The sequence below is a fragment of the Streptomyces sp. NPDC020845 genome (assembly GCF_044334165.1).
GTDB lineage: Bacteria > Actinomycetota > Actinomycetes > Streptomycetales > Streptomycetaceae > Streptomyces.
In genome coordinates, this window is the sequence record NZ_JBIRSJ010000038.1 from 26,549 (window position 1) to 38,999 (window position 12,451).

The window sequence follows — 12,451 nt, forward strand, 5'->3', positions numbered from 1 at the left end:
GATGAAGGGCATCATTCTCGCCGGCGGAAACGGGACACGGCTCCAGCCCCTCACCTTCGCGGGGTCCAAGCAACTCGCCCCCGTCTACGACAAGCCGATGATCTACTACCCGCTGTCCGTCCTCATGCTCGCCGGCGTCCGGGACATCCTGATCATCTGCCGCGCCGAGGAACTCCACGTGTTCCGCCGGCTGTTCGGCGACGGCGCGCACCTCGGGCTGCGCATCGACTACGCCACCCAGGACAAGCCCCGCGGCATCGCCGACGCCCTCCTGGTCGGCGCCGACCACATCTGTGGCGAGGAGTGCGCGCTGATCCTGGGCGACAACCTCTTCCACGGCGCGCAGCTGCCCGTGCTGCTGCGCCGCAGCGCCGCCAAGCTGCGCGGCTGCGTGCTGTTCGGGCACGAGGTCGCCGACCCCCGGCAGTTCGGCGTCGCCGAGGTCGACGAGCACGGCAGGCTGCTGTCCATCCAGGAGAAACCCGAGCACCCGCCGTCGAACCTGGCCATCCCCGGCCTGTACTTCTTCGACGCCCGCGCCTGTGACATCGCGCGGAGCCTGGCGCCCTCGGCCCGCGGGGAGCTGGAGATCACCGACGTGCTGCGCGCCTACCTCGACGCCGGCACGGCGGACCTGGTGTGGCTGGGCCGCGGCGTCACCTGGCTGGACACCGGCACCCACGAATCCCTCCTCGACGCCGCCCGCTTCGTCCGCGACCTCCAGCACCGCCAGGGCACCCGCCTGGGCTGCGTCGAGGAGATCGCCATGTACATGGGCTACATCGGGCCCGACGCCTGCCACGCCCTGGGCGCCGAGATGAGCAACTCGCCCTACGGCCGGTACGTCATGGACCGGGCCGGCACCTTCCGCCAGGGCCTGCCGCCCCTGAGCTTCGTGGAGGAGATGTGAACCTCCTGGTCACCGGCGCCGCCGGCTTCATCGGCTCCGCCTACGTGCGCGGGTTCCTCGCCGGCTCCGGCGACACCCGGGGCGACGTCACCCGCGTCACCGTGCTGGACAAACTCACCTACGCCGGCACCCTCAGCAACCTCGACCTCGCCGACCCCCGGCTGACGTTCGTCCGCGGCGACATCTGCGACGCCGAACTGGTCGGCTCCCTCATGGCGCAGGCCGGGCAGGTCGTCCACTTCGCCGCCGAGTCCCACGTGGACCGCTCCATCACCGACGCCGACGCGTTCGTCCGCACCAACGTCGAGGGCACCCACACCCTCCTGCAGGCGGCGCTGCGGCACGGCGTGGAGCGCTTCGTGCACGTGTCGACCGATGAGGTCTACGGCTCGGTCGAGACCGGTACCAGCCCCGAGACCGCCCCGCTGGAGCCCAACTCGCCCTACGCCGCCTCCAAGGCCGCCTCCGACCTGGTCGCCCTGTCCTACCACCGCACCCACGGCCTGGACGTCCGCGTCACCCGCTGCAGCAACAACTACGGACCGCACCAGTTTCCCGAGAAGGTCATCCCGCTGTTCATCACCAACCTGCTCGACGGCCAGGACGTGCCGCTGTACGGGGACGGGCTGAACGTGCGCGACTGGCTGCACGTGGAGGACCACTGCCTCGGCGTGGACCTGGTCCGCACCCAGGGCACCCCCGGCGCGGTCTACAACATCGGCGGCGGCACGGCGCTGACCAACCAGGAGCTGACCGGCCACCTGCTGCGGGCCTGCGGCGCCGACTGGAGCCGCGTGCGCTACGTCGCCGACCGCAAGGGGCACGACCGGCGCTACGCCGTCGCCGACGACAAGGCCCGCCAGGAGCTGGGCTACCGGCCCCGGCACGACTTCCGCGACGGACTGGCCGCGACGGTCTCCTGGTACCGGCAGAACCGCTCCTGGTGGGAGCCGCTCAAGCGCGCCGCGCAGCCGGCGTCCCACTGAACATCCCGCCGCCGACGACAGGAGACACCGTGCACGCCCCGGCACCGCCCCTGCGGATCGGCGTACTGGGCTGCGCCGACTTCGCCCGGCGCCGCATGCTGCCCGTCATCGCCGCCGATCCCGGGCTGCGCCTGGCCGCCGTCGCCAGCCGCTCCGAGGCGAAGGCCGCCCGGTTCGCCGACGCCTTCGGCTGCGCCGCCGTCCACGGCTACGACGCACTGCTCGCCGCCCCCGACATCGACGCCGTCTACCTCCCGCTGCCGCCGATGCTGCACGCCGAGTGGATCGAGCGGGCGCTGCGCGCCGGCAAGCACGTCCTGGCGGAGAAGCCGCTCACGGCCGATGCCGCCGGCACCGAACGCCTGCTGCGGCTGGCCGCCGACCGCGGCCTGGTGCTGCTGAGGTGGAGGTCGTCGGCGCCGTGCTGCGCTCCCAGGCCGCCACCGGCGTCGTCGTCGCCGGCCGCGTCCTGGCCCGCACCCCAGCCGGGGTGACCGCCGACCTGGCGTTCGGCATGAAGCACTCCTACCGCACCAGCTGCGAGTTCGCCGGCAGCGCCGGCCGGCTCCAGCTCGACCGCGTCTTCACCCCGCCGCCGGACTTCCCGCCGGTGGTGCGGATCGAGCGGCAGGACGGCCGCGAGGAGGTCGTGCTGCCCGCCGACGACCAGTACGCCAACGTGGTGCGCCACTTCGTCCACGCCGTGCGCACCGGGACCCCGGCCCAGGCGGAGGCGGAGGCGGAGGCGACCCTGCGCCAGGCCCGGCTCGTCGGCGAGGTCGAGAGCCGGGCCGTGCGCGTCACGGTGTGAGCGGCGCCCCGCCCCACCCGGACCCGGCCGAGGCGGCGTTCAGGCAGGTCAGCAGGGTGCGCGCCTGCACCGTCACGTAGTGGCTGTGCAGGGCGAGCGCGGCGAGCTGGGCGTGCGAGACCCAGCGGAACCCGGGCGGCGGCGCCAGCGGCGCCTGGCTCTCGTCCGCCTCCACCAGCAGGTAGCGGCTGACCGCGTTGAGGAACCGCCCGCCCTCCTCGTCGTGGAGCGCGCTGTAGCGCACCCGCGCCGGGTCCGGGTCGCGGACCAGGTCGAGGAAGGGCGGCTGCCGGTCGGCCCTCAGGTGGGCGTAGTTGCCGAGGGTGACCTGCACGGTCGGGCCCAGCTCCGCCTCGCGGAAGCCGCCCTCCGCCTTCGCGCTGGCCAGCACGTGCGTCACGCCGTCGATCTCGCGGGTGAGGAAGGCCGCCAGGCCCTGGCCACACGGCTCAAGGATCGGCTGCGTCCAGTGGGAGACCTCGCGGCTGCCGGCCTCCACCGACACGCCGACGACGCGGAAGTACCGGCCCTCCTCGTGGCGTACGGTCCCCTCCGCCTCGTCACGGACCCAGCCGGGCACCGAGGCCAGGGGGACGCGGTCGGCGCGCACCGGGCTCTGCGAGCGGGCGTCGGCCAGCCACGACAGCACCTCGGCGTCGGAGAACAGGGCGCGCGGCGCCGGCCCGCCCGGCAGACCCGCCAGCACCGACCGGGCGTCCATGTTCACGACGTTGTCCCGGTGCAGCAGCCGCGCTATCTGACCCAGCGTCAGCCAGCGGAAGTCCGCGTGCTCCTCGACCGGGCCGTCCACCTCGACGATCATGTTCCGGTTGCGCTTGCGGAAGAACCACGAGCCGTGCTCGGACTGGAGCACGTCCGACAGCACGCGCGCGCCCGACAGGTCCCGGAAGTACTCCAGGTACCGGACGGCGGAACCCTGGTGCACCTTCGTGTAGTTGCTGCGGGTGGCCTGCACGGTCGGGGACAGCTGGAGCAGGTTGGAGTTGCCCGGCTCCATCTTCGCCTGCATCAGGAAGTGCAGCACCCCGTCGATCTCCCGGGCCAGGATGCCGAGGATGCCCACCTCCAGCTGGCAGATGACGGGCTGCTGCCAGGCGTCGACCGGCACGTGTGCGCCGTCCTCGTGCTCGACGGCGACCCGCAGCCCCTCCACCGTGAAGAACCGGCCGCTGCGGTGCGCCAGGTTCCCGGTGTCCTCCTGGAAGGAACCAGCCGTCCAGCTCGTCCAGCTTGATGCGGTCCACCGCGAAGTGGATCTCCCGCTCCCGGCGCTCCAGCCAGGCCAGCACGTCGTCGGCGTCGCGGACCTGGCCCTGGAGCGCCGCCGCGGACCGGGCGATCCGGCCGGCGAGCGCGGCGTCCTCGCGCGGCGTCGTACGCGGCCGCACCGAGATCGTGTCACTCATCGGTGGCTCCCGACGAACCCGGTGATCGACGCGATGACGTAGTCGATCATGTCCTCGGTGATGGCGGGGTAGACGCCGATCCAGAACGTCTGCTCGGTGATGATGTCGCTGTTGGTCAGGTCGCCGACGACGCGGTGCGGCTGATCGAGGTACGCGGGGTGGCGGGTGAGGTTGCCGGCGAACAGGCGGCGTGTGCCGATCTTGCGCTCCTCCAGGAAGTCGACGAACTCGGCGCGGGAGAACGGCGCGTCCGGCGCGACGGTGATCGCGAAGCCGAACCAGCTGGGGTCGCTGCGCTCGGTGGCCTCCGGCAGGATCAGGTGGGGGATGCCGTCCAGACCGTCCCGCAGGCGGCGCCAGTTGGCCCGGCGGGCGGCGCAGAAGGCGTCGAGCTTGGCGAGCTGGGTGAGGCCGAGAGCCGCCTGGATGTCGGTCGACTTCAGGTTGTACCCGACGTGGGAGAAGATGTACTTGTGGTCGTACCCGGCCGGCAGGGTGCCCATCTGGTAGTCGAAGCGCTTGAGGCACTTGTTGTTCTCGCCCGGCTCGCACCAGCAGTCCCGGCCCCAGTCGCGCAGCGACTCCACGATGCGGGCGAACGTCAGGTTCGAGGTCAGCACGCAGCCGCCCTCGCCCATGGTGAGGTGGTGGGCGGGATAGAAGCTCACCGTGGTCATGTCGCCGAAGGTGCCCGTCAGCCTGCCGTCGTAGGTCGAGCCGACCGCGTCGCAGTTGTCCTCGATGAGGAACAGCCCGTGGTCGGTGGCGAGCTGCGCGATCTCGGCGACCTGGAAGGGGTTGCCCAGCGCGTGCGCGATGATGATGGCCCGGGTGCGCGGCCCGATCGCCTCCGCCACGCGGGCGGCCGTGGCGTTGTACGTGCCCAGCTCCACGTCGACGAAGACGGGCGTGAGGCCGTTCTGCAGGATGGGGTTGACGGTGGTGGGAAAGCCGGCGGCGACGGTGATCACCTCGTCGCCCGGGCGCAGGCGCATGTCCTCCAGCACGTGCGAGGTCAGCGCGGAGACCGCCAGCAGGTTCGCCGAGGAGCCCGAGTTCGTCAGGTGCGCCTTGCGCCGCTTGAGCCGGCGGGCGAACGCCGACTCGAACTTCCGGGAGCTGCGGCCGGCCGCGATCCGCATCTCCAGCGCGGCCTCGACCAGCGCCGCCCGGTCGTCCTCGTCGAGGACCGCCCCCGAGGGCCAGATCTCCGTGACCCCGGGAACGAAGCCCCGCCCCTCCTGGCTGTCGTGGTGATACTTGCGCACCTCGTCGAGGATGTGCGCGGCCCGGTCACTCATCTGCTTTCCTTCCCATGGCTGTTCAGGGGCACGCTGGCCGTCGCGGCCCGCGCCACGGGAGGCGGCACCACGCCTGCGTCCGTGAGCAGATCGCGCAGCGACTCGCGCAGGGTCCGGCGCGGCTCCCAGCCCAGCTGGCGCCGCGCCCGTGAGATGTCCAGCAGCTGCCACGCGGCGTCCGATCGGGTCAGGCCCAGGGCCGGGTCCTCCACGACACGCATCGGCAGGCCGCTGAGGGAGATCATCGTGTCGACCAGCTCGCGCACCGGCACCGCCGTGCCGCCGCCGATGTTGAGCACCGCGCCCGAGGCGCCGGCCGGTGCCACGGCCGCCGCGAGGACGGCGTCCGCCACGTCCCGCACGTCGACCAGGTCGCGGTGGCTGCGCAGCGGCGCGAGCCGCAGCTCCTCGCGGCCGGCCGCCAGGTGGGAGGCGACGACCCCGGGGAGGCTGTTGCCGGGCGCGCCGGGACCGCAGGCGACGGAGACCCGCAGCACCACCGCGTCAAGCCCCAGCTCGGCGGCGGCCCGCAGGACGGCCTGCGAGCCCAGCAGCTTCGTGCGGCCGTACACGGAGGCCGGCCGCAGCGGCCAGTCCTCGCCGATCGACGTTCCCGGCGGGGCCGGGCCGTACTCGTAGGCGCTGCCCAGGTGGATCAGCCGCGGGCGCCCCGGCTGCTCGGCGACGGCCCGTGCCAGCCGGCTCACGAGCGTGGAGTTCAGCTCCGTCATCTCCCGCTCGTCGCCGCCTCAGACCGCCCCCGAGGCGTTCACCACCACGCGCGCCCCGGTGCCGGCGCACAGCCAAGCCAGCTCCGCCGGGCCGGCCGCGGCCAGGTCCAGGCGTACCGTCCGGCAGCCGTCCTCGTCCCGGTCGCCGCCCGCGCCGCGCGAGACGCGCACCACCCGCGCGCCCGCGGCGGCGAACGCGGAGCAGACGTGCCGTCCCAGGTACCCCCGGCCACCCAGGACGAGGACTGGCGTGCCGGCCAGCTCGTCGGGGCGGTCGGTCGGGTGCGGCGGGGTGGCGGCCATGGGTTCCTCCAGGACAGGGCCTACGCGTGGTCGCCGGCGTTCTTCCGGTAGAGGGCCTGCCAGAAATAGCTCCATGGGATGCCCCGCGTGTCGGCCGCGACCGTCCAGTTCTCGCCGGGCCGGTAGGCGTCGATGAAGAGTGGCACCGACGCCGCGACGGACTCGGTGTCGTGGATGTCGACGATCTGCCGCAGCGGCCCGTTCGCCAGGGCCAGCTTCACGGCCTCCTCACCCTTCCCGTGGCCGTCCATGCTCTTGTCGATGTACTTGCCGACGGGGTTCTTCACGAAGAACCCCGTGCACCGCTCGTCGATCAGGCGCAGGTATGCCGAGACGGTGTCGGGGGCCATCTCCGTGAACGAGTGCACGTTGACGGACAGGTCGTACCGGTCGGACCCCAGCGCCGTCTCGATGTCCTCCACCTGCACGAACTTCATCTTCGCGAACTGCTTGTCGTCCAGCACCGCGCGCAGGTACGCCGTGCTCAGCGAAAGGGTGTTCTTCAGGTCGATGATGGTGTAGGACGCGAGGTCGTAGTTGGACAGCATCGCGTGGACCGTGCGGCCGTATCCCGCGCCGATCTCCAGGACGTGGGCGCCGTGGAGATCCATCTCCTTCTCGATGAAGCCGAGTTCGAGAGCCGCCTGGAGATAGTCGAGGCAGATGTCGTGGCCCTCGTAACGAATCGAGACCGGATCACCGACCTCGCGGTTCTCTATCCTCTCGATCCTCGCCCAGTCGTCGTCGCCGAGACGCGTCGCCAACTCGTAGACGAGTGCCCTCAGATACCTGATCCCGTTGGTCGTCGGGTCCCAGAGGGCGAGATTGAAATTCCTCCGATCCGACTTGAAGCCACGTAGATCGGCCGCCGAATTCTCGGTGACCCAGAGCTCGCTGATACGCTCCCACTGCCGGCTGGCCTGAAATGCCTTCGCCATCCCGCCCTCCTTCTCCATCGACGACGGTCACGTGCTGTCACGCGAAGCCTAGCCAGCAGCGCTAAAGGCGTACTGACAGCGCAACACTCGCTTTAGGGGTGTCCATAGAGTTGAGAGCCGGAGAGGAGATGACACCATGCGTGTGCTATTCGTCACGTACCCGGCGCGAACCCATTTCCACCACATCGTGCCCGTGGCCTGGGCACTGCGGACGGCCGGCCACGAGGTGCACGTCGCCAGTGGGCCCGAGCTCACCGACGTCATCACCGGAGCAGGGCTGACGGCGGTCGCGGCCGGATCGGACGAACCCCTGCGGGAGAAGGTCAACCGGTTCTCCGAGACGGCCAACAGGACCGGCTTCCAGATCCCCGACATCGGCATGGCCGAGGACCGGCCGGAGATGCTGACCTTGGAGAAGCTGAAGCGGTACCACTCCGGCCTCGCGGAGATCCTCAAGGTGCAGAACGACTCGATGATCGAGGATCTGGTGGCCTACGGCCGCTGGTGGAAGCCCGACCTGGTGGTCTGGGAGTGGCTCAGCAACGCCGGCCCCGTCGTCGCGGCCGCGGTGGGCGCGGCCCAGGCCCGCATGTCCCTCATCATCGAGGTCGACGTCCGGCTGCGCGGCCACTTCCTCGCCGCCCTGGCGCGGCAGGCACCCCAGGACCGCGAGGACCCGGTGGCGGAATGGGTGAACGGATGGGGCGAGAAGTACGGCTTCGCCTTCTCCGAGGAGATGTTCACCGGGCAGTTCGTGATCGACCAGATGGTCCCCTCCCTGCAACTGGAATCCGCGGTGCCGCACGTCCCCGTGCGCTACATCCCCTACAACGGCCAGGCGACCGTGCCCGAATGGTGCCGCGCCGAACCGGAGAAACCGCGCGTCCTCGCCACCTTCGGCGTCAGCATGTGGAGCGTGATGGGCGACCAGCTCATTTCCACCAATCGCCTCCAGGACATGCTGGACTCGATGGCCGACCTCGACATCGAGCTCGTGCTGACCCTCCCCGAGCGCATTGAGAAGAGGCTCCGCAGCATCCCGGGGAACACCAGGATCGTCCCCTTCGTGCCCCTGCACGCCATCGTCCCCTCCTGCTCCGCCGTCATCCACCACGGAGGCATTCCCGGCTTCTCCGTCTCCGCGAGCCACGGCGTCCCGCAACTCATGGTCAGCCGCGCCGCCCCGGACGCCGATCTGCGGGGCGGCCTGCTGGAGAAGGCCCAGGCCGGGCTGTGGCTGGCCCCCGAGGAGATGACGGGCGAGACCCTCAGGGACCGGCTGGTCCGGCTCCTGGACGACCCCGCGTTCCGGTCGGGCGCCGGGCGGCTCCGCGAGGAGATGCTGGCCCAGCCCACTCCCAACGACGCGGTGGCCGAGATCGAGAGGCTGACGGACGCACAGAGCAGAAGGAAGAAGGAGCGGTGAGCATGCGGATCATCCGCGACACGGACACCTGCGTCAGCACGGGCATGTGCGCCCTCCTGGCACCGGAGGTCTTCACCCAGAACGAGAAGGACGGCACGGTCGAGGTCACCGACGCCGAACCGCAGGCGGAACTCCACGAGCTGGTCAGGCGGGCGGTGGCGAACTGCCCGGTCCGCGCCATCAGCATCGACGAGGAGATCGACGAGGGATAGGCAGGAGAGCGTTCGCGGTCCGGCTCCTGCTGTCCAGCAGGAGCCGGAGCCGTTTCAGGCCGCGGGAGTCCCGAGGCGGAGCGGCAGGCGGTCAAGACGCCGGATGCCCGGGACCCGCCGCCAGGCGGTCTCCTCCACCGGCACGCCGAGGGACAGCTCCGGATAGCGGCGGAAGAGCGTCCGCAGCAGCACGTCGATCTCCTGCGTCGCCAGCACCGCACCCAGGCAGTAGTGCGGCCCCAGCGAGAACGCCGCGTGCTGGATGCCCCGGTTGTTGTCCGGCTGCCGCCTGAGGTCCAGCCGGTCGGGGTCCTGGAACTTGCGCGGGTCCCGGTTGGCCACCCCCAGGATCGGCAGGACCAGGTCGCCCTGCCGGATCCGCGTGTCGTTGATCGTCACGTCCGCCGTGGCGTACCGCTGCTGCGCGAAGAACGCCGGCGTGCCATAGCGCAGCAGCTCCTGGATGGCGCCCGGCATCAGCTCCATGTCGTCCAGGAGGAGAGCGAGCTGCTCGGGATGGGTCAGCAGGGCGTGCACGCAGTTGCCGGCGAAGAACGACGTCGCCTCGTGCCCGGCGTAGACCAGCAGGAACACCATGGAGATGAGCTCGGTCTCCGTCAGCTGGTGGCCCTCGTCGTCGTGCGTCTGGATGAGCGCGGTGAGGAGGTCGTCCGTCGGCTCGACCCGGCGCTTCTGGATCATCTCCTTCACGTACTCGCTGGTCACCTGCAGCATCCGGGGCAGCCGGAACGCGTTGTCCATGTCGCTCGACACGTACCACAGGTCCTTGTCCTGCTGCGGGATACCGATCAGCTCGCAGATGATCGTCAGCGGCAGCGGCAGGGCGAGGTGCTCGATCAGGTCCACGGTCCCGTCGTCGGCGATGTGCTGGGGCAGCGCGTCGACCAGCTCCTCGGTGACCGCCGTCATGCGCGGGTGCAGGCGGGAGATCCGCTGCATGGAGAACGTCCGCGCCACCAGCTTCCGCAGCCGGGTGTGGTCCGGCGCGTCGAGATGCATCATCATCTCGGTCCGGTAGGGGATCAGGTCCTTCGGAATCCCCAGCCGCGTCAGCTGCGTGACCTGGTAGTCGGTGTCGTTCCCTGGGATGGAACGGGAGTTGTTGGCGAAACGCGGGTCCGTCAGCACAGCGGCGACGTCTTCGTAACGGGTGACGAGCCACACCGGCTCGTCGTTCCACAGTCGGCCCCGGGCGATGGGGGTGGTCTCCCGGATCCGACCGAATCCGCCGTAGGGATCGGCGATGAGATGCGGATCGATCACCTGGTACTCGCCGGACTTCTGGGTTGCTGTCATCGGATTCTCTTCCCTGAGAGCCGGGCACGGTCACGAAGATTCCGGGATACCACGCATGCTTGGCGGGCGGCCTAAAGGCGAGCTAACACGGCCGCCAGTGCGCCCGGAGAAGACCCCCGATGGTTAGGCCGACTTAAGGAGAACTGTCAAGAATTGGTCCATTCACCAAGGGAGTCGTCCTGCCGCGCGCCGCCGTCGATGACGCCTGGCGCCCATTTCGCAGCTGAGGAGAGGGGACGCCAGCGATGGCGAACGACGAGGCGAAGCTTCTCGACCACCTCAAGTGGGTCACGGCAGAACTCCGCGACACGCGACAGCGCCTGCGCGCGGCCGAGTCAGCAGAGCCCGAGCCCATCGCGATCATCGGCATGGCCTGCCGCTACCCCGGCGGGGTCGCCAGCGCCGACCAGCTGTGGGAGATAGTCGCCTCGGGCCGCGACGCCGTTGGCCCCTTCCCGGCCGACCGGGGCTGGGACCTCGACTCCCTCTTCGACCCCGACCCCGACCGGCCCGGCACCAGCTACGTGCGCGAGGGCGGATTCCTCTACGACGCGGGCGAGTTCGACGCCGGCTTCTTCGGGATCTCGCCGCGCGAGGCATTGGCGATGGACCCGCAGCAGCGGCTGCTGCTGGAGACCGCGTGGGAGGCCATCGAAAACGCGAAAATCGCCCCGCACGCATTGCTCGGCACCGACACCGGGGTCTTCGCCGGAATTAACACCAACGACTACATGATCCTCAGCGCCATAACCGGCCAGGACGTGCCGGAGGGATACGTCGTGACCGGCAGCGCGACAAGCGTCGCCTCGGGCCGCGTCTCGTATGTGCTGGGGCTTGAGGGCCCTGCGGTGACGATCGACACCGCCTGCTCGTCGTCGCTGGTGGCGATCCACATGGCCGCGCAGGCGCTGCGGGGTGGCGAGTGCTCGCTGGCGCTGGCGGGCGGGGTGACGGTGATGGCGACGCCGGGGGGGTTCACGGAGTTCTCGCGGCAGCGGGGGCTGGCGGCGGATGGGCGGTGCAAGTCGTTCGCCGGGGCCGCGGATGGTACGGGGTGGGGTGAGGGCGTTGGTGTGCTGCTGCTGGAGCGGTTGTCGGATGCGCGGCGGAACGGGCACAGGGTGCTGGCGGTGGTGCGGGGTTCTGCCGTCAACCAGGACGGTGCGTCGAATGGCCTGACGGCGCCGAACGGGCCTTCGCAGCAGCGGGTGATCCGGCAGGCCCTGGCCAACGCCCGCCTCGCACCGGGCGACGTCGACGCGGTCGAGGCTCACGGGACGGGTACGACGCTGGGTGACCCGATCGAGGCGCAGGCGCTGCTGGCGACGTATGGGCAGGGGCGGTCGGAGGAGCGGCCGTTGTGGCTGGGGTCGATCAAGTCGAACATCGGGCACACGCAGGCCGCCGCCGGGGTCGCGGGCGTGATCAAGATGGTGCAGGCGATGCGCCACGGCGTGATGCCCGCCAGCCTGCACATCGACGAGCCCACGCCGCACGTGGACTGGGGCACGGGCGCGGTGGAACTGCTGAGGGACGCCACGCCCTGGCCGGAGACGGACCGCCCGAAGCGGGCGGCGGTCTCGGCGTTCGGGATGTCCGGGACGAACGCGCACGTGATCGTGGAGGAGGCGCCGGAAGAGGAGGAGCCCCGAGCTGTTGAGCTGGCGCCGGTGGGTGGTGTGGTGCCGTGGGTGGTGTCGGGTCAGTCCGCCGACGCGGTGCGGGCGCAGGCGCGGCGGTTGGTGGAGTTCGCCGTCACCTCGGATGCGGACGCGGCGGCGGTGGGCTGGTCGCTGGTGGCCAGCCGGTCGGTGCTCGACCACCGCGCGGTCGTCCTCGGCCAGGACCGCGACCAACTGACGGCCGGAGCACGCGCCTTGGCGGACGACATGCCGTCCGCCGCGGTGGTGACCGGCGAGGCCGTGGCCTCCGACGCCGGTGCGGTGTTGGTGTTTCCGGGGCAGGGGGCGCAGTGGCGGGGGATGGGTGTGGGGTTGCTGGGTTCGTCGCCGGTGTTCGCGGCGCGGATTGCGGAGTGTGAGGCGGCGTTGGCGCCGTTTGTGGACTGGTCGTTGACGGAGGTGCTGCG

Annotated in this window: 11 protein-coding genes and 1 pseudogene; 7 read left to right on the forward strand and 5 right to left on the reverse strand. The window is 70.8% G+C overall.

The window, feature by feature from the left end; all coding sequences use genetic code 11:
* The first annotated feature begins 1 nt into the window (after position 1).
* The 4 genes from rfbA to ACH4U7_RS51620 are packed head-to-tail and all read left to right on the forward strand — an operon-like array spanning position 2 to position 2,707.
* Entirely contained in the window at positions 2–910 is a 909-nt protein-coding gene (rfbA, locus tag ACH4U7_RS51605; RefSeq protein WP_398534690.1) for a glucose-1-phosphate thymidylyltransferase RfbA, read from the forward strand.
* On the forward strand, positions 907–1,896 hold the full coding sequence (rfbB, locus tag ACH4U7_RS51610) for a dTDP-glucose 4,6-dehydratase (RefSeq protein WP_361731556.1): 990 nt from the start codon (positions 907–909) through the stop codon (positions 1,894–1,896). The genes rfbA and rfbB overlap by 4 nt, the downstream gene beginning before the upstream one ends.
* Positions 1,897–1,925: 29 nt before the next feature.
* Positions 1,926–2,390, forward strand: a complete 465-nt coding sequence (locus tag ACH4U7_RS51615; protein ID WP_398534691.1) for a Gfo/Idh/MocA family protein — start codon at positions 1,926–1,928, stop codon at positions 2,388–2,390.
* A complete protein-coding gene (locus ACH4U7_RS51620; protein WP_398534692.1) occupies positions 2,387–2,707 on the forward strand; it encodes a hypothetical protein in 321 nt (106 codons plus the stop codon). The genes ACH4U7_RS51615 and ACH4U7_RS51620 overlap by 4 nt, the downstream gene beginning before the upstream one ends.
* On the opposite strand, the gene ACH4U7_RS51625 is transcribed toward ACH4U7_RS51620, so the two are convergent.
* The 4 genes and pseudogenes from ACH4U7_RS51625 to ACH4U7_RS51640 form a co-directional block, all read right to left on the reverse strand.
* Positions 2,697–3,881, reverse strand: a complete 1,185-nt coding sequence (locus ACH4U7_RS51625) for an NDP-hexose 2,3-dehydratase family protein (protein WP_398534693.1) — start codon at positions 3,879–3,881, stop codon at positions 2,697–2,699. The two genes, ACH4U7_RS51620 and ACH4U7_RS51625, sit on opposite strands and share 11 nt — an antisense overlap.
* Before the next feature lie 249 nt (positions 3,882–4,130).
* Positions 4,131–5,435, reverse strand: a complete 1,305-nt coding sequence (rfbH, locus tag ACH4U7_RS51630) for a lipopolysaccharide biosynthesis protein RfbH (RefSeq protein WP_398534694.1) — start codon at positions 5,433–5,435, stop codon at positions 4,131–4,133.
* Positions 5,432–6,544 (reverse strand): annotated as a pseudogene (locus ACH4U7_RS51635) (NAD-dependent epimerase/dehydratase family protein). Before ACH4U7_RS51635 ends, rfbH begins: the two are co-directional and overlap by 4 nt.
* On the reverse strand, positions 6,490–7,425 hold the full coding sequence (locus ACH4U7_RS51640; RefSeq protein ID WP_398534695.1) for a putative sugar O-methyltransferase: 936 nt from the start codon (positions 7,423–7,425) through the stop codon (positions 6,490–6,492). Before ACH4U7_RS51640 ends, ACH4U7_RS51635 begins: the two are co-directional and overlap by 55 nt.
* A 118-nt stretch (positions 7,426–7,543) precedes the next feature.
* On the opposite strand from ACH4U7_RS51640, the gene ACH4U7_RS51645 reads away from it, so the two are divergent.
* The gene (locus ACH4U7_RS51645; protein ID WP_319698579.1) at positions 7,544–8,833 is read left to right on the forward strand and encodes an activator-dependent family glycosyltransferase; all 1,290 of its coding nucleotides are present in this window, start codon (positions 7,544–7,546) and stop codon (positions 8,831–8,833) included.
* Between the two features lie 2 nt (positions 8,834–8,835).
* A complete protein-coding gene (locus ACH4U7_RS51650; protein ID WP_319698581.1) occupies positions 8,836–9,045 on the forward strand; it encodes a ferredoxin in 210 nt (69 codons plus the stop codon).
* 54 nt (positions 9,046–9,099) lie between these two features.
* Here ACH4U7_RS51650 and ACH4U7_RS51655 read toward each other — a convergent pair whose 3' ends face one another.
* Positions 9,100–10,362 (reverse strand): cytochrome P450, encoded by a 1,263-nt coding sequence (locus tag ACH4U7_RS51655; protein ID WP_319698583.1) that lies wholly within the window; start codon positions 10,360–10,362, stop codon positions 9,100–9,102.
* A gap of 245 nt (positions 10,363–10,607) precedes the next feature.
* Here ACH4U7_RS51655 and ACH4U7_RS51660 point away from each other — a divergent pair.
* The coding region (locus tag ACH4U7_RS51660) for a type I polyketide synthase (RefSeq protein ID WP_398534696.1) at positions 10,608–12,451 on the forward strand (1,844 nt) is incomplete at its 3' end.